Annotated in this window: 22 protein-coding genes; 13 read left to right on the top strand and 9 right to left on the bottom strand. The window is 57.2% G+C overall.

Going from position 1 to position 23,393, the window contains the following annotated elements:
* The first annotated feature begins 170 nt into the window (after positions 1–170).
* The 5 genes from K3169_RS08010 to K3169_RS07990 all read left to right on the top strand — a co-directional run bounded on the left by K3169_RS08010 (position 171) and on the right by K3169_RS07990 (position 4,425).
* A complete protein-coding gene (locus K3169_RS08010) occupies positions 171–1,082 on the top strand; it encodes a hypothetical protein (RefSeq protein ID WP_231677719.1) in 912 nt (303 codons plus the stop codon).
* 257 nt (positions 1,083–1,339) lie between these two features.
* Entirely contained in the window at positions 1,340–1,681 is a 342-nt protein-coding gene (locus K3169_RS08005; protein ID WP_027900581.1) for an ArsC family reductase, read from the top strand.
* A gap of 36 nt (positions 1,682–1,717) precedes the next feature.
* The gene (gene dapD, locus K3169_RS08000) at positions 1,718–2,752 is read left to right on the top strand and encodes a 2,3,4,5-tetrahydropyridine-2,6-dicarboxylate N-succinyltransferase (RefSeq protein WP_122397370.1); all 1,035 of its coding nucleotides are present in this window, start codon (positions 1,718–1,720) and stop codon (positions 2,750–2,752) included.
* Positions 2,753–2,809: 57 nt separating this feature from the next.
* The gene (locus K3169_RS07995; RefSeq protein ID WP_263270911.1) at positions 2,810–4,015 is read left to right on the top strand and encodes an aminotransferase class V-fold PLP-dependent enzyme; all 1,206 of its coding nucleotides are present in this window, start codon (positions 2,810–2,812) and stop codon (positions 4,013–4,015) included.
* Complete coding sequence (locus tag K3169_RS07990; protein ID WP_263270909.1) at positions 4,012–4,425, top strand: SufE family protein; 414 nt, start codon at positions 4,012–4,014, stop codon at positions 4,423–4,425. Before K3169_RS07995 ends, K3169_RS07990 begins: the two co-directional genes overlap by 4 nt.
* On the opposite strand, the gene tcdA is transcribed toward K3169_RS07990, so the two are convergent.
* The gene (gene tcdA, locus K3169_RS07985; RefSeq protein WP_263270907.1) at positions 4,401–5,246 is read right to left on the bottom strand and encodes a tRNA cyclic N6-threonylcarbamoyladenosine(37) synthase TcdA; all 846 of its coding nucleotides are present in this window, start codon (positions 5,244–5,246) and stop codon (positions 4,401–4,403) included. The two genes, K3169_RS07990 and tcdA, sit on opposite strands and share 25 nt — an antisense overlap.
* Positions 5,247–5,877: 631 nt before the next feature.
* Between tcdA and dapE the strand changes: the two genes are divergently transcribed.
* From dapE to K3169_RS07970, 3 genes are all read left to right on the top strand, one after another.
* The gene (gene dapE / locus K3169_RS07980; RefSeq protein WP_263270906.1) at positions 5,878–7,029 is read left to right on the top strand and encodes a succinyl-diaminopimelate desuccinylase; all 1,152 of its coding nucleotides are present in this window, start codon (positions 5,878–5,880) and stop codon (positions 7,027–7,029) included.
* Complete coding sequence (locus K3169_RS07975; RefSeq protein ID WP_122397374.1) at positions 7,029–7,838, top strand: putative RNA methyltransferase; 810 nt, start codon at positions 7,029–7,031, stop codon at positions 7,836–7,838. The genes dapE and K3169_RS07975 overlap by 1 nt, the downstream gene beginning before the upstream one ends.
* 77 nt (positions 7,839–7,915) lie before the next feature.
* Entirely contained in the window at positions 7,916–8,293 is a 378-nt protein-coding gene (locus K3169_RS07970) for a hypothetical protein (RefSeq protein WP_099267685.1), read from the top strand.
* Positions 8,294–8,687: 394 nt separating this feature from the next.
* Here K3169_RS07970 and K3169_RS07965 read toward each other — a convergent pair whose 3' ends face one another.
* From K3169_RS07965 to K3169_RS07950, 4 genes are all read right to left on the bottom strand, one after another.
* Entirely contained in the window at positions 8,688–9,236 is a 549-nt protein-coding gene (locus tag K3169_RS07965) for a C39 family peptidase (RefSeq protein WP_049826977.1), read from the bottom strand.
* Positions 9,237–9,325: 89 nt separating this feature from the next.
* Positions 9,326–10,579 (bottom strand): transporter, encoded by a 1,254-nt coding sequence (locus tag K3169_RS07960; protein ID WP_263270903.1) that lies wholly within the window; start codon positions 10,577–10,579, stop codon positions 9,326–9,328.
* A gap of 63 nt (positions 10,580–10,642) precedes the next feature.
* The gene (locus K3169_RS07955) at positions 10,643–11,149 is read right to left on the bottom strand and encodes a hypothetical protein (protein ID WP_049826975.1); all 507 of its coding nucleotides are present in this window, start codon (positions 11,147–11,149) and stop codon (positions 10,643–10,645) included.
* Between the two features lie 15 nt (positions 11,150–11,164).
* Complete coding sequence (locus K3169_RS07950; protein ID WP_122397376.1) at positions 11,165–11,623, bottom strand: hypothetical protein; 459 nt, start codon at positions 11,621–11,623, stop codon at positions 11,165–11,167.
* Positions 11,624–11,626: 3 nt separating this feature from the next.
* On the opposite strand from K3169_RS07950, the gene K3169_RS07945 reads away from it, so the two are divergent.
* From K3169_RS07945 to K3169_RS07935, 3 genes are all read left to right on the top strand, one after another.
* On the top strand, positions 11,627–11,914 hold the full coding sequence (locus tag K3169_RS07945) for a hypothetical protein (protein ID WP_147471388.1): 288 nt from the start codon (positions 11,627–11,629) through the stop codon (positions 11,912–11,914).
* 101 nt (positions 11,915–12,015) lie between these two features.
* Positions 12,016–14,517 carry a glycerol-3-phosphate 1-O-acyltransferase PlsB gene (gene plsB, locus K3169_RS07940; protein WP_255885749.1) on the top strand — a complete coding sequence of 834 codons (2,502 nt, stop codon included), beginning with the start codon at positions 12,016–12,018 and terminating at the stop codon, positions 14,515–14,517.
* Between the two features lie 115 nt (positions 14,518–14,632).
* Positions 14,633–15,322 carry a DUF4197 domain-containing protein gene (locus tag K3169_RS07935; RefSeq protein WP_255885748.1) on the top strand — a complete coding sequence of 230 codons (690 nt, stop codon included), beginning with the start codon at positions 14,633–14,635 and terminating at the stop codon, positions 15,320–15,322.
* A 642-nt stretch (positions 15,323–15,964) separates the two neighbouring features.
* On the opposite strand, the gene K3169_RS07930 is transcribed toward K3169_RS07935, so the two are convergent.
* Both K3169_RS07930 and K3169_RS07925 read right to left on the bottom strand, forming a co-directional pair.
* Positions 15,965–19,033 (bottom strand): efflux RND transporter permease subunit, encoded by a 3,069-nt coding sequence (locus K3169_RS07930; RefSeq protein WP_263270898.1) that lies wholly within the window; start codon positions 19,031–19,033, stop codon positions 15,965–15,967.
* Positions 19,034–19,039: 6 nt separating this feature from the next.
* A complete protein-coding gene (locus tag K3169_RS07925) occupies positions 19,040–20,140 on the bottom strand; it encodes an efflux RND transporter periplasmic adaptor subunit (protein ID WP_263270896.1) in 1,101 nt (366 codons plus the stop codon).
* 90 nt (positions 20,141–20,230) lie between these two features.
* On the opposite strand from K3169_RS07925, the gene K3169_RS07920 reads away from it, so the two are divergent.
* On the top strand, positions 20,231–20,878 hold the full coding sequence (locus K3169_RS07920; RefSeq protein WP_122396157.1) for a TetR/AcrR family transcriptional regulator: 648 nt from the start codon (positions 20,231–20,233) through the stop codon (positions 20,876–20,878).
* A 192-nt stretch (positions 20,879–21,070) separates the two neighbouring features.
* On the opposite strand, the gene K3169_RS07915 is transcribed toward K3169_RS07920, so the two are convergent.
* Positions 21,071–21,868: a class I SAM-dependent methyltransferase gene (locus K3169_RS07915; protein ID WP_263270892.1), complete on the bottom strand. Its 798-nt coding sequence runs from the start codon at positions 21,866–21,868 to the stop codon at positions 21,071–21,073.
* A 96-nt stretch (positions 21,869–21,964) separates the two neighbouring features.
* On the opposite strand from K3169_RS07915, the gene K3169_RS07910 reads away from it, so the two are divergent.
* Entirely contained in the window at positions 21,965–22,588 is a 624-nt protein-coding gene (locus K3169_RS07910; protein ID WP_122396159.1) for an energy transducer TonB, read from the top strand.
* A 105-nt stretch (positions 22,589–22,693) separates the two neighbouring features.
* Here the strand turns inward: K3169_RS07910 and K3169_RS07905 are convergent, their stop codons facing one another.
* Entirely contained in the window at positions 22,694–23,392 is a 699-nt protein-coding gene (locus K3169_RS07905; RefSeq protein WP_263270888.1) for an extensin family protein, read from the bottom strand.
* Position 23,393 lies beyond the last annotated feature (1 nt).

Raw genomic sequence — 23,393 nt, 5'->3', positions numbered from 1 at the left:
AGCTCCTACAGGTCCTATGTTTGCTGCGAGACAGGCCGGTGTCAGGGACAGGACGGCTACAGATATCCTGTCCTGCTGGCAGACCCGATGGTTTAAGGGCTCCAGAGGGCCCCCTTCAGAAATCTGTATCAAAGCCGATACAAGCTGACACTCACGTCATGGATGAACATATGAGCCTTGTATCGACGCTCTCCAACAGTGGCACTGCCGCCTATAACGGTGTCAATGCAGCGACTAGCCCAACCAGGATCGCTACCGCATCAACGACTGCCCTCCAAGAGGAAGCACCGAGCGTCGATAAGGCGACCTTTTCCAGCGCAGCGCTCGAACTCAGTCAGAAAACCTCCTCAGCCTCAAAACTGTATCCAACTCGTCCCGGCATGAGTGCCAATGCTTTGTTGATGGCAGTTGCCAACCCTGGTCTTGAATCAAGCTCCAAGGGCCTGTCTTTCGCTGATGTCGCCACTGACGCCCGTGCTCGCATGGACGACAAGTACGCACAGATGAAAGCCAGCGGCACCCCCTATAACCGTCACGACAAGGAAGCGGCTGACACCAACTCGTTGCTGGGCGATCTTGACCGCAGGTCTCTGTACGCGGTGAGCAAGAATGAAGGCGGCCTGTTTACCAAAGCGGAGCAGGAGGAAGCATCGGATGCAATGAACCGTCAGTTTGGCCTGGCGATGGGCCTGTACAGTGGCTTGACGTCGCTGGAAAACGACTTTGTCGATCCATACAAAGGTGACGATCTCACGCGCTTCAAGGTGGGCCTGAAGTTCTTGAACCAGGTCAGCAGCGAAGAAAAAAGCTCTGCAACCTGGATGCGCATGCACCAGGGGCTGGAGGAGAGCATCGCGAGTCTGGAAAACCCGGAGAAGCCCAAAGTTCAGAAAACCCTGTTCGACATCATTGCCGAAATGAACTCGGAAAAAGTCGAAGAAGACGAGGAAGACCCATTCACCGGCAAAAAAACCAGCTCGACGGGCGGGACAGCTCAGCCGGTTGTCGCTTTAAATGTACCTGACGCCACAAGTGCACCGAGCACGGCAGCCACCTCTGAGAAGACGGCTAGCCAGGGTTAATCTACTTTGCCACGCGCGGTTTGGCCTCATTGAGACCCGACTGCGCCATTCCGTCGTGGCACCCATCGAAGTGCCATATTGGCGGCTTAAACTATCGCGTCACCTTCAGCCAACGGCAGGACACAGGCAAAAAAGTCGTGCCTGGGGACATAAACACGTCGGCAGGACACGCCCAGCCCGCGTGTCCATGGCATAATCCGTGACCGTTTTTCAACCGTCTCAAAGGGGGCAAGCTCGTGGCTGATGAAATCAACAAGTTGCACCTGTATGGGATCAAAGCGTGCGACACGATGAAAAAGGCCCGCACGTGGCTCGATGAAAAGCCGGTGAGCTACGATTTTCACGACTACAAAACCCAAGGTATTGACCGCGAACATCTGACCCGGTGGTGCAACGAGCACGGCTGGCAGACAGTGTTGAACCGCGCAGGCACCACCTTTCGCAAGCTGGACGAGGCGCAGAAAGCCGACCTCGATCAGGATAAAGCGATTGAACTGATGCTCGCTCAACCGTCGATGATCAAGCGCCCGGTGCTCGATCTCGGCGACAGAACCCTGATTGGCTTTAAACCAGACCTGTATGCAGCGGCTATCGCCTGACTGAGATAGCCCTTTAAATTAGTAAGAGGTATTTGCATGTCCACTTCCCTGTTCAGCCTGGCCTTCGGTGTCGGCACTCAAAACCGTCAAGGCGCATGGCTGGAAGTTTTCTACGCCCAGCCGCTGATCAACCCGTCCGCTGAATTGATCGCAGCTGTAACGCCAGTACTCGGTTATACCGGTGGCAACCAGGCCATTACCTTCAACACCGATCAGGCGTCGAAGCTGGCTGAGGCTCTCAAGTCCGTTGACGCCGGTCAGGCTGCATTGCTGACCCGTCTGGCCGAGAGCCACAAGCCATTGGTCGCGACCCTGCTCGCTGAAGATGCTGCGCTGACGTCCACCCCTGAGGCTTACCTCAAGCTGCATCTGCTGTCCCATCGTCTGGTCAAGCCACATGGCCTGAGTCTGGCCGGGATTTTCCCGTTGCTGCCAAACGTCGCCTGGACCAGCCAGGGTGCCATCGACCTGAACGAACTGGCCCCGCGCCAGCTGGAAGCACGCCTCAAGGGCGAGCTGCTGGAAGTGTTCTCCGTCGACAAGTTCCCGAAAATGACCGATTACGTTGTGCCGACCGGCGTGCGTATCGCTGACAGCGCGCGTATTCGTCTGGGCGCTTACATCGGCGAAGGCACTACCGTGATGCATGAAGGTTTCGTCAACTTCAACGCAGGCACCGAAGGCCCGGGCATGATCGAAGGTCGTGTTTCGGCTGGCGTCTTCGTCGGCAAAGGCTCTGACCTGGGCGGCGGTTGCTCCACCATGGGTACCTTGTCCGGTGGCGGCAACATCGTCATTAAAGTAGGCGAAGGCTGCCTGATCGGTGCCAACGCAGGTATCGGCATTCCATTGGGCGACCGCAACACCGTGGAGTCGGGTCTGTACGTGACCGCTGGCACCAAGGTTGCGCTGCTGGATGATCAGAACAAGCTGGTCAAAATCGTTAAAGCCCGTGACCTGGCTGGTCAACCTGACCTGCTGTTCCGTCGCAACTCCGAAACCGGCGCTGTGGAATGCAAAACCCACAAGTCGGCCATCGAGCTGAACGAAGCGCTGCACGCTCACAACTGATCGATGCTGTATCAGGTCCGATCTCATGATCGGGCCTGACTCACCGAGTCAAAGCAAATGCCCCTCTTTTCCCCTTGGCGCGCTGACTTTCCAGCCATCGACGCCCTGCAACGGCAAGGCCAGACCTATCTGGACAACGCCGCGACCACCCAGAAACCTCAAGCCCTGCTCGACGCCCTTAATCATTACTACGCCAATGGCGCAGCCAATGTGCATCGCGCCCAGCATCTGCCGGGTGCGCATGCGACTCAGGCGTTCGAGGATAGCCGCAGCAAAGTTGCCCATTGGCTCAATGCCAGTGAGACAGGTCAGATTATTTTTACCCATGGTGCTACTTCTGCCTTGAACATGCTGGCCTACGGCCTGGAGCATGAGTTCGTCGCGGGCGATGAAATCGCCATCAGCGCACTGGAACATCACGCCAACCTGTTGCCCTGGCAGCAACTGGCTCAACGCCGCGATCTGAAGCTGGTCATTCTGCCGCTCAATGAGCAAGGGCTGATCGACCTGAGCGCCGCTGCGCAACTGATCGGTGACCGCACCCGCCTGCTTGCTGTGAGCCAACTGTCCAACGTGCTGGGCGCCTGGCAGCCACTGCCGGAATTACTCGCACAGGCCAAGGCCCACGGCGCACTGACTGTTGTCGATGGCGCTCAAGGTGTCGTCCATGGTCGACATGACGTGCAAGCGCTGGGCTGCGACTTCTACGTGTTTTCCAGCCACAAGCTATACGGCCCGGAAGGCGTCGGCATTCTGTATGGCCGCAATGACGTGCTGCCGCGCCTGCAACACTGGCAGTTCGGCGGCGAGATGGTCCTGACCACTGATTACGACCATGCGAAATTCCGCCCGGCACCGCTGGGTTTCGAAGCCGGGACGCCACCGATTGCCGGTGTGATCGGCCTTGGCGCAACGCTGGATTATTTGCAGAGCCTTGATCACCGCGCAGTGCTGGAGCATGAAGCAGCGCTGCACGCGATGCTGCTTGAAGGCTTGCGTCAGCGGGATGGTGTGCGGGTGCTGGGCGAGCCGCAACTGGCGTTGGTCAGCTTTACAGTGGAAGGCGTGCACAACGCCGACCTCGCGCATCTGCTGACAGAACAGGGCATCGCCGTGCGTGCGGGTCATCACTGCGCTATGCCGCTGCTGAAAAGCCTTGGCCTGTCGGGGGCAATTCGGGTTTCCCTGGCGCTCTACAACGACTCAAGCGACTTGCAACACTTCTTCAACGCGCTGGATCAGGCGCTGGAGTTATTACGATGAACCTGCCCGTCGACGCACAAACCGCACTGGACACCTTTGCTCAACCTCAAGGCTGGGAGCAACGTGCGCGATTGCTTATGCAATGGGGCGAGCGATTGCCTGCACTGAACGACGAAGAAAAGTCAGACGAAAACCTGGTCCACGGTTGTGAGAGCAAGGTCTGGCTGCTGGGTTATATGACGGACAGTCACTGGCAGTTTCGCGCGGCCAGCGATGCGCGGATGATTCGTGGTCTGGTGGCGCTATTGCTGGCTCGGGTCAACGGCTTGTCGGCAACAGAGCTCCAGCACGTGGATTTGCCTGACTGGTTCAACCAGCTCGGCCTGAGCCGTCAACTCTCCCCTTCACGCAGCAACGGCCTGAATGCCGTGCTGCAAAGGATGCGTCAGCTGACGGAAGCGGCGGGCTGAGACGGCGGTACCGACACCGGCTTGGCACGCTCCGATGGACGACGTACACCAGCAACAATTTTGTCTACTGCCTTGGTGGCCGCGACCATGCCGAAGGTCGCTGTCACCATCATCACCGCGCCAAAACCACCGGCGCAATCCAGCTTGACCCCATCCCCGACAAAACTCTTCTGCAGGCAAATGCTGCCATCCGGCTTCGGATAGCGCAGTTGTTCAGTGGAGAACACGCACGGCACGCTGTAATGACGATTCATGGTCCGCGAGAAGCCATAATCGCGGCGCAGGGTCGAGCGTACTTTTGAAGCCAGTGGATCGTTGAAGGTACGGTTCAAATCGCAGACCTGAATCAGCGTCGGATCAATCTGCCCACCCGCACCGCCGGTGGTGATGATCTGGATCTTGCGACGCTTGCACCAGGCAATCAGCGCTGCCTTGGCGTTGACCGAGTCGATGCAGTCCAGCACGCAATCCAGATCCGGTGTGATGTACTCGGCCATGGTGTCGCGAGTGACGAAATCAGCCACCGCGTGTACAACGCAATCCGGATTGATCGCCCTCAGACGCTCAGCCATCACTTCAACTTTGGGGCGACCCACGGTGCTGTCCAGCGCATGCAACTGACGATTGCTGTTGCTGACGCAGACGTCATCCAGATCAAACAGGGAAATCTCACCCACCCCAGAACGCGCCATGGCTTCAGCCGCCCAGGAACCGACACCGCCGATACCGACCACAGCAACATGGGCGGCACGCAGCCGCTCCAGACCTTCGATGCCGTACAAACGGGCGATACCTGCAAAACGCGGATCTTCTGAACTCATGACCAATACCCCAAAAACCGGCGCGCATTATAGGGCTTTGGCTGGGTTAGGGCATCCTGAAGGTGGGGTGATTGGTCAGAAAATGTACTGAGGTGGGGCTGACGCGGTTATTCACGCATACCGCCTCGCGAACAAGTTCGCTCCTACCAGGGCGACGCGGAGGCCCGGACTGTTCAGTTTTAAAGGTAGGAGCCAACTTGTTGGCGAGAGGGGCTGACGCGGTTATTCACGCATGCCGCCTCGCGAACAAGTTCGCTCCTACCAGGGCGACGCGGAGGCCCAGACTGGTCGCCTTTAAAGGTAGGAGGCAACTTGTTGGCGAGAGGGGCTGACGCGGTTATTCACGCATGCCGCCTCGCGAACAAGTTCGCTCCTGCCACGGCGACGCGGAGGCCCAGACTGTTCGGTTTTAAAGGTAGGAACCAACTTGTTGGCGAAAGGGGCTTACGCGATTTGAAGCACGCTCACGATACCGGCCCGATGCCACCCCTTTCACTGGAGAAAATAAGCGCCCTTATCCATAAACGGCGGCTCCCCCTTCCCGTTTTGCTTTAAGATAAGCGCCTTTTTCGCGCCCTTATATGATCCGTGCGTCACCGGACCATCCGCGCTATCAACCGGAGTTTTGTACATGACGGCCCCAGCCGACCTTTCGCCTACGCTGCAACTTGCCTGCGACCTGATAAGTCGTCCTTCGGTCACGCCCATTGATGCCGATTGTCAGGCCGTGATGATGGCGCGCCTCGGGAACGCAGGCTTCAAGCTGGAGCCGATGCGAATCGAGGACGTGGATAATTTCTGGGCCAGCCATGGCAACAACGAAGGGCCGGTATTGTGCTTTGCCGGTCATACCGACGTGGTCCCGACCGGCCCTGTTCAAGCCTGGCAAAACGATCCGTTCGATGCGCTGATCGATGCAGAGGGCATGCTGTGCGGACGTGGCGCAGCCGACATGAAAGGCAGTCTGGCCGCAATGGTCGTGGCCGCCGAGCGTTTCGTCGCTGATCACCCTGACCACAAAGGCAAAGTCACTTTCCTGATTACCAGTGACGAAGAGGGTCCGGCGCATCATGGCACCAAGGCCGTGGTTGAGCGGTTGCGTGAGCGCAACGAGCGGCTGGACTGGTGCATCGTTGGCGAACCGTCGAGCACCACGCTGGTGGGCGATGTGGTCAAGAATGGCCGTCGCGGCTCCCTTGGCGCGACGCTGACCGTACGCGGTAAACAGGGCCATGTGGCCTATCCACATCTGGCTCGCAACCCGATTCATCTGGCGGCTCCGGCTCTGGCAGAACTCGCCGCCGAGCATTGGGACGAAGGCAATGATTTCTTCCCGCCGACCAGCTTCCAGATCTCCAATCTGAACTCCGGCACTGGCGCAACCAACGTGATACCGGGGGATCTGGTAGCGGTGTTCAACTTCCGCTTCTCTACCGAATCCACCGTCGAAGGTCTGCAGCAGCGGGTGTCGACCATCCTCGACAAGCATGGTCTGGACTGGCATGTGGACTGGGCACTGTCCGGTCTGCCGTTCCTCACCGAGCCAGGTGATTTGCTCGATGCGGTCTCGGCGAGCATCAAGGCCGTCACTGGCCGCGAGACCAAAGCGTCCACCAGCGGCGGCACCTCTGACGGGCGTTTCATCGCCACCTTGGGTACGCAGGTTGTAGAGCTGGGTCCGGTCAACGCGACGATTCACCAGGTCAACGAGCGCATTCTGGCCAGTGATCTCGATGTATTGACCGAGATCTACTACCAGACTCTGGTCAAGTTGCTCGCTTGATGCTGACCTGCCCGATCTGCTCTGCCCCGCTGACTGCGGTGGACAATGGTGTGGCCTGCCCGGCCAACCACCGTTTCGACCGCGCGCGTCAGGGGTATCTGAACCTGTTGCCGGTGCAGCACAAGAACAGCCGCGACCCTGGTGACAATCAGGCCATGGTCGAGGCGCGCCGGGATTTCCTCAATGCCGGGCATTACGCGCCGGTAGCCAAGCGCCTGGCAGAACTGGCCGCTGAACGTGCCCCCGCGCACTGGCTGGACATCGGTTGTGGTGAGGGTTACTACACCGCGCAAATAGCCGAAGCCCTGCCGGACGCCGATGGCTATGCACTGGACATCTCCCGAGAAGCGGTCAAACGCGCCTGTCGTCGCAATCCGAAATTGACCTGGTTGATTGCCAGCATGGCTCGCGTGCCACTGCCGGACGCCAGCTGCCAGTTTCTGGCTAGCGTGTTCAGCCCGCTGGACTGGAACGAAGCCAAGCGCCTGCTGACGCCGGGCGGCGGTTTGATGCGGGTCGGCCCGACCAGCGAGCATTTGATGGAACTGCGCGAGCGACTCTATGACGCAGTGCGGGACTATGCCGATGACAAACATCTGGCTCTGGTGCCGGAAGGCATGTCGCTGGCTCATAGCGAAACCCTGCGTTTCAAGCTGAGCCTCGTTGACGGTCAGGCCCGCGCCAATCTGCTGGCCATGACGCCCCACGGCTGGCGAGCCAGCGCGGAACGTCGTGCAGATGTGATTGAGCAGGCCGCACCTTTCGAGGTCACCGTTTCCATGCGCTACGATTATTTCGTATTGCAATAACAACCAACGAAGATGCTCGGTACCGGGCATCCGACTGAATCCGCGAATGGATTTTTTCACTTTCTCACGAGGCATCCATGCGCCAACCCGATATCGAGATTTACCTGAAGGACACTGACGTTGATCACAAGGCCATCGCCGAGTGGCTCAGTGTTGCGGTCGGCCCTTGCACCGACTGGGTACAGAAAGGCCAGACCTGGAAATGCAAGGCAGGAAACGTACCGGTGACCTGGCTGCCAAAAGCAGTAGGCAAATGGAACAGCCTGCATCTGGACAGTGACAACACGCCATGGGAAGACGACATCGCCTGCGCCCGCGCTGCGTTCGCTACCCTGAACGTAGAAGTACGCTGCGCACCCGGCACCTGGGTCGAAGAAGAAAGCGACGAAACCGCCGACCGCTGGATACGTATCAGCGCCGATGGCGAGGAAGAGATTACCTGGAAGACGGCGTAACGCTCGAACATCTCCCCTGTGGGAAACCTCCGGTGTCCATGGCACCACGCTGTATCGCGCAAACAGAGGATCTGTAGGAGTGCACGAGCAACGCGAGGCCGCGATAGCGGTGTATCAGACAGGGCGCAATCGCTGCCTCGCGTTGCTCGTGAGCTCCTTCAGAAAAGCATTCCAAATCAGATAGTTGTAGTTTGATAGGAGCGCACCTGTTGGTGAGGCATTGGTACAGCCAACTGATGAATGTCGCCGGATAGCCCCTTCGCCAACAAGTTGGCTCCTACAGATACTATGTTTGCCGCGAGACGGCTCGGTGCCACGGACACGGAGGCCGCGCCTTTAAAACAAGGATCCGCTCTAGCATCTGCACAACCGGATCCTTGGTCTGGGCCAAACTTCAGTTGATTGGAATTCGCTGCATATCTCTGACCACGTCTCGCTCGGGAGCTACGTGCCCACCGTTAGGAAGGGAAAGCCCGTGCAGGCCCGGAAGACCGAACCCTTCCCTACCAAGCACTAACGCTTCACCTTTCCACTCTTGAAACAACTCGTAAGCGGGAACCCGCACATGCCCACGAGACGGATCGGCTAAAAAAGCCCGACCTTGCTTGATACCCTTGAGCACCACAAAGTGATTGGACTTCTCGCGACGTAACAGGATGATCACGGGTCCTTTCAATGCCAACGCAGCGCCCATTGAAAGGACTACACCCTCAGCCACGTATCCCAATCGCTCGGCAGACTGCTTAAGGTCAAGCATCGAAAAACCAACTTTTTGCTTTTCCTTGAGCTCATCCTCAGACAATCGAAAAACAATGTCCGCCAGGACCTCTCGCTCTTGCCATTTATCGTCGAAATAGTTTTTTAAAAGAAATGCCAACGCCGCCGCTCCGCATGAATAATCGAGGGTTTGCCGAGCAAGCCCATCCATCTGTAGATAACTCATGGATCGCAATCGAGGACCTTCGCTGGCACATAGCGCACAGGACGCAAGCTGAGCCACAAAAAATACCACCCACCACTTTGCGCCTTGCATCAGTTGAATTGCCGTTTGACGTTCAGCGCAAGCAAGGGTTGCCCAGCGTCCTGGTTAATCCCAAACGTGATCTGAGGTGAGATAACCCAACGATCGAAAGCTCTGTATGAAGCATTGAAGGAAAGCTCAACTGGGTCGACATCCGAACCCAAAATCTTTTCGCGATTCACCATCATATTCTCCCGATGGGCATAGGACAGCCTGCTCCCCAGTGACAGCTTTTCGTTCAAGCCAAAACCGATGCCAAAATAACTACCGAGTAAAGCACCAGGCTTCACGCGGTAACCATCGATCGTTTCTGAAAAGTAATACCGATAGCTAATACCTCCAAACAAAATAGCCGGATCCACATTACGTGCGAAGGCCAGACCGGGCGCGACACTCCAGTGACCGCTGCCGTTATCCAAAGGATCCTTCCAGTCGTGAAACTGATCCCTGTACCTTTTCTTACCCGTTGGGGCCGAACCATCTACGGTTAAAGAAAACGCGGGTAAATTCGCTGTTTCAGCAGTCAATTGATACTGAAGACCGAATCCAAGATCTGATACATCCCACGCCTCGGCATCACGGACATAATCGTTCGAAGACACGTCCTCAACATGGGTATAGGTGACCGGTACACTGACGTACCCCTCAATGCCCGCCATCAAGCCGGCGCGAAGGCTACTTCTTACTTCAAACATCCGGGCCGAACGCGTTGATTTCTGAAAACGATCGACGCTGTACAAAGAGTGCTTATCCCGAAATTGCTTATAGGACATACCCACGTCCAACTCATACTGCCCTGGTGCCAAGAGAACGGTTGAGCCTGTCAAAAAGTCCAAGGGAGTCTCATCGATCTTCTGTTGACCGTACTGTTGTGGTTTCATCGATTTGTTAAGTGTCTGACTGCCGTTGCCGCCATCAAACTTCTTAACCAAGCCCACCACATTGGAAAACTCTATATCAACACGCCCTAGATTTTCGGACATCAGGATGCCCTGCCTGGCTTCGTTCTCCTCTAATAGCCCGGTTGCCCTGTCTCCATTCACAAACACCACCTCGTATTCAGCCTCAGTCATCAGTGAGGTTATGTCCTCTGACTGGAATTTTAAGGGCGGACCGTACGAGGACTTGAACACGACAATACCCTGCCCAAACGAAATCATTTCGCCAGATAACAGATCACCATTTTTTAAACGAATCGTATCCGCCTGAACGCCATGTATCGAAGCTAACATCACGATTAAAAATATAAACCACTGCTTAAACATCAAACCACCTGCAGACAACCAGAATAAAAACCTCAGACTGTTAAGTCTGAGGTCGGTAGTGGATCACCAACGAAACGTTGACATCGGCCTGTTCCATCTCGACTCTCGGAAACCTAGCTCTCGAGGAAGCCGAGTGTTTTTATCCAGCACCTGATAGTGGTACTCCACCATTTCAAACTGAGCTTTATTCCACAACTGGGCATTGCCCGAGGTGTCAGCCATCCATTTATCACCTGCAACATTGGTTGGCTCGGCAAAGCCAGCCCATTTATAGGTAAATCCATAGCGATTATCGTGGTGATCACCAAGATAATTGTAAGACCTGTAATCGCCCTTGTTTCCAAATTTCTTCCAAGACACGTAGTGATAACGCATACCGGTTGTCACACTAGGCATGGATAAGTCAGCTATCAGCCTAGTCCCTTTAAGCTTCGCTAATTTTTCATCCCCTAATCGTTCCAAGCCAAAATATTGCTCCTCCAGCGAATCCAAAATTGGATTACCTGCGAAACCAAGACCCGGAAAGACCGCTAACCCCAGCAACAACGGAACATATCTAATAGACTTCATTCCACACTCCATAAATCAACCTCTAAAACAACAAATTGCGTTCGACATCTTCAATATCTCCTCTTCGCGCTCAGCAGCACTCTTGGAGAGCCATTGCTTTTCAAAATCTGAGCATTCTCGCGCGACTGGAAGACCGTCTAGCTCTGCAAAATGCAATTCCAGCAACGAAAAATATTTAGCCATTTCCTCTTCTGAAGTCATCATCTCAACATCATAAATATGCGACGACTGATCACCTACATGCTTCAAAGCAACGACACCTGCGCCACTTACAACGTCTTTATTAGCTGCGTTCATAGTGGGGTTATTCTCCGCACCCCTCAATGACTCTTTTAACAGTGGCGACATCGTCTCTACCAACATCACATTAAAAGAGTCAATAGCCTCAGCTTTTTCCATGCTCATCAAAGACGGCGAAGCCATTACAGCCCCACGCACCACACTATTGCCCTGCAAAGCCAAACCAACAGACATAAAATGCCCTCCAAACTTTTATTGGTTATTTATAACAGCGATTATCAGACAGACAGCAAGCACTGTACCGAGAAAGAAATTATGCTCAACAAAACAACATGTCAACCAACCAAACACACACAAAAACCGCTTCCTACAACACTTCTAACCGCCACTCTCTTAATATATAAAGACCCATCTTATACTTCTGTAGGAACAATCCCTGAAAATGACTTACCAACAACACAACCCCATGTTTTAAAAAGGTTTTTTATTCCTAACCAAGCGCCGCACAATAAAAATTTATTTTAGGTTTATTTTTTGATGCGCAGGCCCTTCCGCTTTTGCCCAACCCCCCCAGATACGGCACACTAGCGTCCTCGCGGGCACCGCCCCCTTTTCGCAGATGCCGTATGACCCGATCACCGTTCCGCCGCCTTGTATTCGGCACCTTGCGCCGTCTGCTCTATCTCTGGGTTCGTTCCGAGACCATTAATCAGTCGTCGTTCACGCTCAACCTGGATCGCAGTCGCCCGGTGTTTTACGCCTTGCAGTCGCCGTCCATGAGCGACCTGGCGGTGATCGACACCGAATGCCGCAAGGCCGGCTTGCCGCGTCCTATCCTGCCGGTGTCGGTGGGCGAGCTGGTTGAACCGGCTGCGTACTTCTACCTGACGCCTTCGCCAGACTGGCTGGGCCGTCAGGACAAACGAGGCGCGCCGCCGACGCTTGAGCGACTGGTCAGCGCAGTCAGTCAGAACGCGACCGAGGACGCGCAAATCATCCCGGTCAGTGTGTTCTGGGGGCAGTCACCGGATCGTGAATCCAGCGCCTGGAAGCTTTTGTTTGCTGACAGCTGGGCCGTTACCGGTCGTCTGCGGCGTTTCGTCAGCATCCTGATTCTGGGCCGCAAGACGCGGGTGCAATTCTCTGCGCCGATCCACATGCGCGATCTGGTCAACGAAAACAAAGGTCATGAGCTCACCCTGCGTATGGCCCAGCGTCTGCTGCGTACGCACTTCCGCAATCTGAAGACCGCCGTTATCGGCCCCGACGTGTCGCACCGGCGCAATCTGGTCAACGGCCTGCTCGACGAACCCTTGGTCAAACAGGCCATTCTCGAAGAGGCCGAAAGGGAAAAGATCCCTGAAGCCAAAGCCCGGGAACAGGCGCTGCGTTATGCCAACGAGATCGCTTCGGACTACACCTATTCAGCAATCCGCTTTCTGGAAGTGATCCTGAGCTGGTTCTGGAACAAGATTTACGACGGCATCAAAGTCAGCCATATCGAAGGCGTGAAAGACGTTGCTCAGGGTCACGAAGTCATTTACGTACCGTGCCATCGCAGCCACATCGATTATCTGCTGCTGTCCTATCTGCTGTTCCGCAACGGCCTGACCCCTCCGCATATCGCGGCGGGCATCAACCTGAACATGCCGGTGATTGGCGGTCTGTTGCGTCGTGGCGGCGCATTTTTCATGCGCCGCACGTTCAAGGGCAATCCGCTGTATACCTCGGTTTTCAACGAGTATCTGCACACGCTGTTCACCAAGGGTTTCCCGGTGGAGTACTTCGTCGAGGGCGGACGCTCGCGGACCGGGCGCATGCTGCAACCCAAGACCGGCATGCTGGCAATTACCCTGCGCAGCTTTCTGCGTAACTCGCGGATGCCGATTGTGTTTGTGCCGGTGTACATCGGTTACGAGCGCGTACTGGAAGGTCGCACTTACCTGGGCGAACTGCGCGGCGCGACGAAGAAGAAAGAGTCGATCTTCGATATCTTCAAGGTCATCGGTGCCTTGAAGCAGCGCTTCGGTCAGGTCTCGGTGAACTTCGGTGAGCCGATCAAACTGGCTGAGTTTCTCGACGATGAACAACCGGACTGGCGGGAGCAACAGTTGGGCCCGCAGTTCAAACCGGACTGGCTGAACGAAACCACCAATCGCCTGGGTGAACGCGTGGCTCAGCACTTGAACGAAGCCGCGGCGATCAATCCGGTCAATCTTGTAGCGCTGGCCCTGCTGTCCACACAGAAACTGGCGCTGGACGATCAGGCCATGGAGCGGGTACTGGATCTGTACCTGACGCTGTTGCGCAACGTGCCTTACTCGCCCCACACCACCCTGCCGGAAGGCGATGGGCGAGCCCTGATTGAACATGTGAAAGGCATGAACCTGCTGTCGGAACAGAAGGATGCCTTAGGCAAAATTCTGTATCTGGACGAGCAGAACGCGGTGTTGATGACCTATTACCGCAACAACATCCTGCACATCTTCGCCCTGCCCTCGCTGCTGGCGAGTTTCTTCCAGAGCTCGTCGCGCATGAGCCGCGAGCAGATCCTGCGCTACACCCGTGCGCTGTATCCGTATCTGCAGTCGGAGTTGTTCATTCGCTGGCCGGTGAACGAGCTGGACGAAGTGGTGGATCAATGGCTGCAAGCCTTCGTCGAACAAGGCCTGCTGCGCTTTGAAAACAACGTCTACATGAGGCCAGCGCCAAGCTCTCGAGAGTTTGTGCTGCTGACCCTGTTGTCACGAGCCATTGCTCAGACCCTGCAGCGCTTCTACATGGCCATCGCCTTGCTGCTTAACAGCGGGCAGAAGACCCTCAGCGCCGAAGAACTGGAAGACCTGTGTACGGTGATGGCCCAGCGGTTATCGATTCTCCACGGCCTGAACGCGCCGGAGTTTTTCGACAAGAGCCTGTTCCGTCATTTCATTCAGACGCTGCTGGACCTGGGCGTGCTGCGCAAGGATCCGGCCGGTAAGCTCAGCTATCACCCGCTGCTGGGCGAACTGGCGGAGGGGGCAGCGAAGCGTGTGTTGCCTGCAGAAATCCGGCTATCGATTCGTCAAGTGGCGCTGCATCAGACAGAGGAGCCTGGCGAACCCGAGCCCGCTGAGGAAAGTCGCTGACCGTTGGAATTGCGTGCAGCCAGCCAGACCGAGTTCCTGATAGGCTCTGTGCATTACCGCGTCGAGGTTCAGCTCGGCGCGGTCTCCGAATCAAGTCAAAGAAAAGGATGCCCCCATGTTCCGTCTCCCCTTTACGTTTGCCAGCGTGTGCGCGGGCCTGATGCTGTCGAGCAGTGTATTTGCCTTGTCACTGAACGATCTGTCGCAATCGGACGCCACCGGCGGTTTGAAGGATGCGTTGACCCAGGGTGCCCAGATCGCCGTCAAGCAACTGGGTAAACCCGGTGGTTTCAGCAACAATGAAGAAGTGCGCATCGAGCTGCCGGGCAAACTGGGCAAAGTCGCGAAAAAAATGAAGCAGTTCGGCATGGGCGACCAGGTTGACCAACTGGAAACCAGCATGAACCAGGCCGCTGAAGCTGCCGTTCCGCAGGCCCAGGCGTTGCTGGTAGATGCTGTGAAAAAGATGAGCGTGGCTGACGCCAAAGGCATTCTCAGCGGTGGCAAGGATTCAGCCACTCAGTACTTGAACAGCAGCAGCCGCGAGCAGATCCGCGCCAAATTCCTGCCTATCGTCAAGCAGGCTACCGACAAGGTCGGCCTGGCGCAGAAGTACAACGCTTTCGCGGGTCAGGCGGCGACATTGGGTGTGCTTGATGCCAAGAGCTCGAATATCGAAAGTTACGTGACTGAGCAGGCGCTCAATGGCCTTTTCGAAATGATCGCCAAGCAGGAAGAAAGCATCCGCGCCAACCCGGCTGCGGCAGCGACGAGCCTGGCGAAGAAGGTGTTTGGGGCGTTGTAAGCAGCCACCGCCGGTTGAAATGCCATCCCTGTGGGACCGAATTCATTCGGGAAGGCGGTTTTCAGACGGTGGAGATGTATCGCCTGTACCTGCCCCTTCGCGAATGAATTCGCTCCCACCGGGATTTGAGCCGTCATGCAAACACAGGATGCGGAAGACTCTGTGGTTGCCAGCAAACTGATGTGCGATGCAAATCCTGTGGGACCGAATTTATTCGGGAAGGCGGTTTTTCAGACGGTGGAGATGTATCGCCTGTACCTGCCCCTTCGCGAATGAATTCGCTCCCACCGGGATTTGAGCCGTCATGCAAACACAGGATGCGGAAGACTCTGTGGTTGCCAACAAACTGATGTGCGATGCAAATCCTGTGGGACTGAATTCATTCGGGAAGGCGGTTTTTCAGACGGTGGAGATATATCGCCTGTAACTGCCCCTTCGCGAATGAATTCGCTCCCACCGGGATTTGAGCCGTCATGCAAACACAGGATGTGGAAGACTCTGTGGTTGCCAGCAAACTGATGTGCGATGCAAATCCTGTGGGACCGAATTCATTCGGGAAGGCGGTTTTTCAGACGGTGGAGATGTATCGCCTGTACCTGCCCCTTCGCGAATGAATTCGCTCCCACGAACATGCACCCCGTTTTAATCCACCTTCTTCACTCTGAACCACGCCGCATACAGCGCTGGCAGAAAAAGCAGCGTCAGCGCTGTAGCGACGATCAGCCCGCCCATGATCGCCACGGCCATCGGGCCGAAGAAGACGCTGCGTGACAGCGGAATCATCGCCAGCACCGCCGCCAGCGCGGTCAGGACGATGGGCCGGAAGCGGCGCACGGTCGCTTCGATAATCGCCGACCACTGATCAAGCCCTCCCGCAATATCCTGCTCGATCTGGTCCACCAGAATCACCGAGTTGCGCATGATCATCCCCGACAAAGCAATGGTGCCCAGCATGGCGACGAACCCGAATGGCTGGTTGAACACCAGCAGGAATAACGTCACGCCGATCAATCCCAACGGTGCGGTCAGGAACACCATCAACATCCGGGAGAAGCTGCGCAGTTGCAGCATCAGCAAGGTCAGCACTACCACGATAAACAGCGGCACACCCGCCTTCACAGAGTCCTGTCCGCGAGCGGCGTCCTCCACCGTTCCGCCGACTTCCAGCAAATACCCATCCGGCAATTCATTGCGCACGTCAGACAGCGTGGGGAGGATTTGCTGCACCAGCGTTGCGGGCTGTTCCTTGCCGTAAATATCGGCACGGACCGTCACGTTGGGCAGTCGATTACGGTGCCAGATCACGCCCTCTTCGAAACCGTATTCAAGCGTCGCCACCTGCGACAGCGCCACACTGGTGCCGTTTTCAGTCGGCACCGCCAGACTCGCCAGCGCCCCCAGTTGCTGGCGCTCATCAGGTGTGCCCCGCAGAAGGATTTCGATCAGTTCATCGTCTTCGCGGTATTGGCTGACGCTGGAGCCGGTCAACGAACGCTGGAGGAATCTCGACAGTTCGGCCGTGGTCACGCCCAAGGCGCGCGCCCGGTCCTGATCCAGAATGAGGAACACCACCTTGCTCGGTTCTTCCCAGTCCAGATGGACGTTGGCAACGTGAGGATTCTCCCGCACCTTGGCCGCGACCTTGCGAGCTAACTCGCGGACTTCGTCGATGTGCTCGCCGCTGACCCGGAACTGCACCGGGTAACCTACCGGTGGGCCGTTTTCCAGCCGCGTTACCCGTGAGCGCAAGGTCGGGAATTGTTCATTGAGACTGCTAATCAGCCAGGTCCGCAAGGCTTCGCGGTCTTCAATACTTTTGGCCAGGACCACGAACTGCGCAAAGCTGGTTGCAGGCAGTTGTTGATCAAGGGGCAGGTAGAAACGTGGCGAACCGGTCCCGACATACGACACATAATTGTCGATACCCGGATGATCCTTGAGCATCTGCTCAAGACGCTTGACCTGCTCGGCCGTGCTGTTCAGCGAAGCGCCTTCAGTCAGCTTCAAGTCCACCATCAGCTCCAGGCGACCGGACGCCGGGAAGAACTGCTGCGGGACAAACTTGAACATCACCACCGACAGCACGAACAAAGCAACCGTGGCGACGATCACCGTTTTGCGCCAGCGCACGCACCAGCCCACCATCGCCCGCACCCGCTGGTAGAACGGCGTACCGTGAGGGTCCACTGCGTCAGGTCCAGTGCCATGTTTTTTGGCGTGAATCTTCGCCAGATCGGGCAGCAGCCGCTCGCCCAGATATGGCACGAACACCACGGCAGCTACCCAGGAAGCCAGCAGCGCGATGGTCACCACCTGGAAGATCGAACGGGTGTATTCGCCCGTGCTCGACTGCGCGGTGGCAATCGGCAAGAAGCCAGCAGCGGTGATCAGCGTGCCGGTCAGCATCGGGAAAGCGGTGCTGGTCCAGGCGAAACTCGCAGCACGCAGCCGGTCGTAGCCCTGCTCCACTTTGATCGCCATCATTTCCACGGCAATGATCGCGTCGTCCACCAGCAGGCCCAGCGCCAGCACCAACGCACCGAGGGAAATCTTGTGCAAGCCGATGCCCAAGTAGTACATACAGGCGAACGTCATGGCCAATACCAGCGGTATCGCCAATGCGACCACCATGCCGGTACGCATGCCCAGTGAGAAGAAACTCACCAGCAACACAATCGCCAGTGCTTCGGCTAGTACCTGAACGAACTCACCGACGCCGGTTTTCACCGCAGCAGGTTGATCAGAAACTTTGCGCAGCTCCATTCCGGCAGGCAGGTTTTTCTGCAGGCGGGCAAACTCGCCCTCAAGCGCCTTGCCCAGCACCAGAATGTCGCCGCCCGGCTTCATCGCCACCGCCAGCCCGATCGCCTCTTCGCCCATGAAACGCATGCGCGGCGCAGGTGGGTCATTGAAGCCGCGATGGACCTCGGCCAGATCACGGATACGCAGTGTGCGATCACCCACGCGGATCGGAAATTCACGGATCTCATCAACCGTCTTGAAACGACCGCTGACGCGCAGTTGAATACGCTCGCTGGGTGTTTCAAAGAAGCTGGTAGCCGAGACGGCATTCTGCGCTTCGAGCGCCTGCTGCACAGCTTGCAACGGCAGCCCCAACGTGGCGAGCTTGACGTTGGACAGCTCGATCCAGATCTTCTCGTCCTGCAAGCCGATCAGCTCGACCTTACCCACATCGTTGATGCGCTGCAGTTGAAGCTGAACGCGGTCGGCGTAATCCTTGAGCACGGCATAGTCGAAGCCCTTGCCGGACAGCGCGTAAATATTGCCGAAGGTAGTGCCGAATTCATCGTTGAAGAACGGGCCCTGTACACCCGGAGGCAGGTTCTGACGGATATCCCCGACCTTTTTGCGGATCTGATAGAACAGCTCCGGCAGGTACGAAGAGAAGATCGAGTCACGGGCAATAAAAGTAACTTGAGATTCGCCGGGACGCGAGAACGATACGATGCGGTCGTACTCGCCGGTTTCCATAAGTTTCTTTTCGATGCGATCAGTGACTTGCCGCGCCACCTCCTCAGCGCTTGCGCCGGGCCACAGCGTGCGGATCACCATGGCCTTGAAGGTGAACGGAGGGTCTTCGCTTTGGCCCAGCTTGGTGTAGGACAACGCACCGACTACCGCCAGAACAATCATCAGGTACAGGACGATTTGCCGATTGCGCAACGCCCATTCGGAGAGATTGAATCGCATCCGTGCTTACTCCTTCGCAGCCAGTTTGACCGCACGGTTTTCACGGTCCACAGGGCGCACCTGTTCACCTTCGTGCAACACATGCACACCCGCAGCGACGATCCAGTCACTGGCGGTCAGCCCTTCGAGCACTGGCACCGACTCCTGACCATAAGGCCCAAGTCGGACACTGACGCGTTTGAGGGTGCTGTCGGCCGCGACTCGCCAGACGTAATTGATGCCGTTCTCCGATGTCACGGCAGAGAGCGGTACCGACAGCGGCACGGCTTGCTCGGTCGCAATGAATACCCGCGCACTCTGGCCCAATTCCGCGGGCACTTTGCCGCTGGCGAAAGCAACACGCGCGGCGAAAGTCCGCGAACGCGGGTCAGCCGCAGGCGACAATTCGCGAATGCGCCCGGGGAAGCGTTGTTCGCGCTGAGTCCATAACTCGACGGTGACGGGCTGCCCTGTCTTGAAGCGGGCGAAGTTCTGTTCCGGCAGGCTGATCAAGACTTCCCGCTCACCATCAGCAGCAAGGGTAAAGACCGTTTGCCCGGCAGCGACAACCTGACCGACTTCCACCAGCCTTTTTGCCACCACGCCGTCCTGTGGCGCGCGCAGCACGGCATAACTGGTCTGGTTGTCAGCAACGGTCAGCTCGGCCTTGATCTGCTTGAGACGGGCCTCACCGGAGCGATAGAGGTTTTCGGCGTTGTCGTACTGCGAACGGCTGACCATCTGCCGATCCATAAGGGTCTTGTAGCGATCCCGCTCGGAGCGCACCAGCTGCAGGTTGGCCTCGGCGGCGGCGACTTGAGCGCGCGTGGCATCCAGTTGCAGACGAACGTCCTGAGCATCCAGCTCGGCCAAGGGCTGATTGGCCTTGACCCGTTGCCCCTCTTCCACCAGACGCTTGCTGACCTTGCCGCCGATCCGGAACGCCAGATCCGGCTCAAAGCGGGCGCGGACTTCACCGGGATAACTGTCCACGGACTGCGCGGATGGCGATGGCTGAATAACCATGACGGGACGAATTGTGGTCGGTGCAGTTGCTTCCTGGCCACAGCCAGACAGCAGTGACATCAGACCCAGAGGCAGGACGAGGCACAGGAACTTGCGCAACATGGTGGAGGCCTTCGCAAAAGATGCTTGGAATAATTGTACTGACGAGTATATTAAAAATTACCAAACTCACCAGTACATTATTAAACGAACATGCCTGACCATTCTCAAAGCAGCGCTCAAGGCAATCCGGGGCCCGGTCGGCCAAAAGATCAGGCCAAGCGCGGGGCCATTCTTGATGCGGCAAAAGAGTTATTTGTGCGCAATGGCTACGCCGGCACCAGCATGGATGCGGTTGCAGCAGAGGCCGGGGTTTCGAAGCTCACGGTCTACAGCCACTTCAATGACAAGGAGACCCTGTTTACCGCAGCCGTGGTGGCACGTTGCGAAGAGCAGTTGCCGGAATTATTCATTGAGCTGAACCGCGACTTACCGGCAAAGACCTTGTTGCTGAGTGTTGCGCGGGGTTTCCAGATACTCATAAACAGTCCTGAATCCGTTGAGTTGCACCGTCTGATGGTGACGCTGGGCACTCAGGATCCGAAGCTGTCGCAGATATTTTTCGCCGCAGGACCACAGCGGGTTCTTCAGGAAACCGAGCGTTTGCTGAGGCGCCTGGAGCAGCGCGGGCAACTGAAGTTTGAATCCCCTGGAACCGCCGCCGAGCACTTTCTCAGCCTGATCAAAGGCGTCTGCAACTTCCGCCTTCTGGTGGGCTGCGGCGAACGGCCGGATGAAGCCAGCGCAGAAGCGCACGTGCAGGACGTGGTGGCATTGTTTATGCGGGCGTATTCGGTTTGATCAGGCTCTCTGGATCAAGGTGGAATCCGAGGCTGATGCAAAACCGTGGGAGCCGAGCTTGCTCGCGATGCAGGCGCTGCAATAGCTAAAGCTACACCCCCGTTATCGTTCATCGCGAGCAAGCTCGGCTCCCACAAAGAATCCGCAGCAGCGCAACAGGAGACCTGTGGCGCGCCAGAGAAATGATCAAGATCACACCGACTTCAACGCCTTCTTCGGATAGATGTCATACCGGCTGGATTTGCCATCCAGCGCGTAGCTCGGCTTGGGGCCTTCGATGCACGGGGCTTTGCGTGGGCGTTTTACCACTACGCGGTGGGTGGCCAATGCCAATGCAGCTTCCAGCAGCGCAGGCGCGTCCATGTCGTCGCCTACCAACGGGCGGAACAGGCGCATTTCCTTCTTCACCAGCGCAGTTTTTTCCCGATGCGGGAACATCGGGTCCAGATAGATCACTTGCGGCGGCTCGCTTTCCCAGCCCCGAATCAACTCGATGGAGTTGCCGGTCAGCAAGCGCATCTGGCTAATGATCGAACCCACTTCCCGATCCTGCCGTCCACGGCTCAGGCCGTCTTCCAGCAATGCCGCGATGATCGGTTGGCGCTCGATCAGGCTCATCTGACAGCCAAGGCTGGCCAACACGAACGCATCCTTGCCCAGGCCCGCCGTTGCATCCAGCACCGAAGGCCGAACGCCAGGCTGAATGCCCACCGCTTTGGCGATCATCTGCCCGCTGCCGCCACCGAACAGACGCCGATGAGCCACCGCCCCCTCAACGAAATCCACCCGCACCGGGCCTGGCACGTCATCACCCAACTGCTGCAATTGCAGGCCATCGTCTGTCACTTGCAGGGCAAAGTCCGCGTCAACGTCCTCTAACGGCAGGTCCAGACGCTGTGCCCACTGCGCGGCCTGTTCCTGACTTTGGCTACCTGAGGGGCTACCTAGGGCTTCGACCCGGATGCGACTGCCCGCTTGTTGCTCACTCATTGTGTCCACACGCTCAAAAAGTGTTAATGATCGGCAAAATCTGCCGATAAAGAAGTATCAGGCATTCTGCCAGACCTACGACGTGTAACGATCGATATGTCAGACATTCAGCAATCATCCATAGGTTATCTAACGCACGCAGGTGATTTTACCCTGCGTAACAGCCGGGCTCTGGGCGGTGTTACCCAGATCTGGTCGGATGCGTTTGCCCGTGTGATGGCTGAACAAGTACGCGATACAACGGCTGAACCCGTTGATCCAGCCAGCGTTGCGACTGATGTTGCTACAGGCGAGCCTGTTGCCGGTGCGCGTACACTGGGCAAGATCGTCGAGCAGCGCGCCTGCCCGGTTGAAGACATGCCACGTGTTCCTGCCGAGCCGCTGTTTCTTCCGATCGCTGAATTTGAACTCGACCTGCTGCCACCTCCGAACGAACCGTTCAGCATCAGCGAAATGATCGCTCAGCAACGCGATCTGGAATTCGACAGCGAGTGGGTTCGTCCGAACGTACTTAATCCTTACGACGACAGCGTGATTCCAGGCCCGGGCCCTCAGCCTCGCCCACTGCACTTGCCAATCGCCGAATTCGAATGGGACCTGGCTGACAAGCCCGCCCTGCCACTGGATGACGCCACCATGGTCGCCCAGCAACGCGCCCTGAATTTCGACATGGGCTGGGCACGTCCGATCATCCTGCAAAACCTGCGCATGGCTGCTTGATTCCGTTGATTCGGTGACATCTGTAGGAGCTGCCGAAGGCTGCGAATGGATTCCCATGACACGCCGCCTTCGCAGCCTTCGGCAGCGCCTACATAAACATCTACCTCAGCGACACACCCGCCAACCGCCCATATCCAGATGAAAATGGTTTTGATGCGCCGCGTTGTAATCAGGCCCTAACACCGTATTGAAGTTCTTGCAGGCTCCGTCGCGAACCTCACGCAAGAACCGGCCCTTGTCGCCCTCGTTCTTCCAGTCCCGCAACAGGTTGATCCGCTGCCCATCGGCCAGGCGGAAGCCGGCGATGTCCAGCGCGTTTGCGGTTGCGTGCTGGCTCAATCGTCCGCTGCTCCTGCCGTAGACGTTGCGACAGGCAAAACTGCCCAGATGGTCGATACGCGTCACTCGCTGACCAAATACCGCCTGGGCTGCGGGCTGCAAGGTGTGAACTTCAAACAGCGCGTAGGCCACCGCCAACGGACAACTGGCGAGGAAGCTGCTGCTCAGCGCCACCTCTCCGCCCTGTATGCGCAGCACGCCGGTGAGCGGGCAATCGGCGGATGCGCGGCTGTCGGCTTGACGGCTGAAACGAAGGCTTGATGAACTCAGCACCTGATCGCACAACTGCGGATCATTCTTGACCCGCGACAGCTTCCAGGAGGTCAGGAAGTTGGGTTCAGCCTGAATATCCAATGGCGCCCAGGGATTCCATTGCGCTGGCACCTCGATCCAGCCCCGCCATACCGCAGCGATGGCGCCAGCACAGAGCAGCAGGAAAACCAGAAACAGCGTCGAGCCCCGCACC

The sequence above is a fragment of the Pseudomonas phytophila genome, from assembly GCF_025643095.1.
Lineage (GTDB): Bacteria > Pseudomonadota > Gammaproteobacteria > Pseudomonadales > Pseudomonadaceae > Aquipseudomonas > Aquipseudomonas quasicaspiana.
The sequence above is the reverse complement of the archived record's forward strand: the minus strand, read 5'-3'. Positions and strand labels throughout refer to the sequence as shown.

Bases quoted from the DNA above. Each gene is read 5' to 3' on its own strand.
- K3169_RS08010 (WP_231677719.1), top strand. From the start codon at position 171: ATGAGCCTTGTATCGACGCTCTCCAACAGTGGCACTGCCGCCTATAAC.
- dapD (WP_122397370.1), top strand. From the start codon at position 1,718: ATGTCCACTTCCCTGTTCAGCCTGGCCTTCGGTGTCGGCACTCAAAAC.
- K3169_RS07995 (WP_263270911.1), top strand. From the start codon at position 2,810: ATGCCCCTCTTTTCCCCTTGGCGCGCTGACTTTCCAGCCATCGACGCC.
- K3169_RS07990 (WP_263270909.1), top strand. From the start codon at position 4,012: ATGAACCTGCCCGTCGACGCACAAACCGCACTGGACACCTTTGCTCAA.
- tcdA (WP_263270907.1), bottom strand. From the start codon at position 5,246: ATGAGTTCAGAAGATCCGCGTTTTGCAGGTATCGCCCGTTTGTACGGC.
- dapE (WP_263270906.1), top strand. From the start codon at position 5,878: ATGACGGCCCCAGCCGACCTTTCGCCTACGCTGCAACTTGCCTGCGAC.
- K3169_RS07975 (WP_122397374.1), top strand. From the start codon at position 7,029: ATGCTGACCTGCCCGATCTGCTCTGCCCCGCTGACTGCGGTGGACAAT.
- K3169_RS07970 (WP_099267685.1), top strand. From the start codon at position 7,916: ATGCGCCAACCCGATATCGAGATTTACCTGAAGGACACTGACGTTGAT.
- K3169_RS07965 (WP_049826977.1), bottom strand. From the start codon at position 9,236: ATGAGTTATCTACAGATGGATGGGCTTGCTCGGCAAACCCTCGATTAT.
- K3169_RS07960 (WP_263270903.1), bottom strand. From the start codon at position 10,579: ATGTTTAAGCAGTGGTTTATATTTTTAATCGTGATGTTAGCTTCGATA.
- K3169_RS07955 (WP_049826975.1), bottom strand. From the start codon at position 11,149: ATGAAGTCTATTAGATATGTTCCGTTGTTGCTGGGGTTAGCGGTCTTT.
- K3169_RS07950 (WP_122397376.1), bottom strand. From the start codon at position 11,623: ATGTCTGTTGGTTTGGCTTTGCAGGGCAATAGTGTGGTGCGTGGGGCT.
- K3169_RS07945 (WP_147471388.1), top strand. From the start codon at position 11,627: ATGCCCTCCAAACTTTTATTGGTTATTTATAACAGCGATTATCAGACA.
- plsB (WP_255885749.1), top strand. From the start codon at position 12,016: ATGACCCGATCACCGTTCCGCCGCCTTGTATTCGGCACCTTGCGCCGT.
- K3169_RS07935 (WP_255885748.1), top strand. From the start codon at position 14,633: ATGTTCCGTCTCCCCTTTACGTTTGCCAGCGTGTGCGCGGGCCTGATG.
- K3169_RS07930 (WP_263270898.1), bottom strand. From the start codon at position 19,033: ATGCGATTCAATCTCTCCGAATGGGCGTTGCGCAATCGGCAAATCGTC.
- K3169_RS07925 (WP_263270896.1), bottom strand. From the start codon at position 20,140: ATGTTGCGCAAGTTCCTGTGCCTCGTCCTGCCTCTGGGTCTGATGTCA.
- K3169_RS07920 (WP_122396157.1), top strand. From the start codon at position 20,231: ATGCCTGACCATTCTCAAAGCAGCGCTCAAGGCAATCCGGGGCCCGGT.
- K3169_RS07915 (WP_263270892.1), bottom strand. From the start codon at position 21,868: ATGAGTGAGCAACAAGCGGGCAGTCGCATCCGGGTCGAAGCCCTAGGT.
- K3169_RS07910 (WP_122396159.1), top strand. From the start codon at position 21,965: ATGTCAGACATTCAGCAATCATCCATAGGTTATCTAACGCACGCAGGT.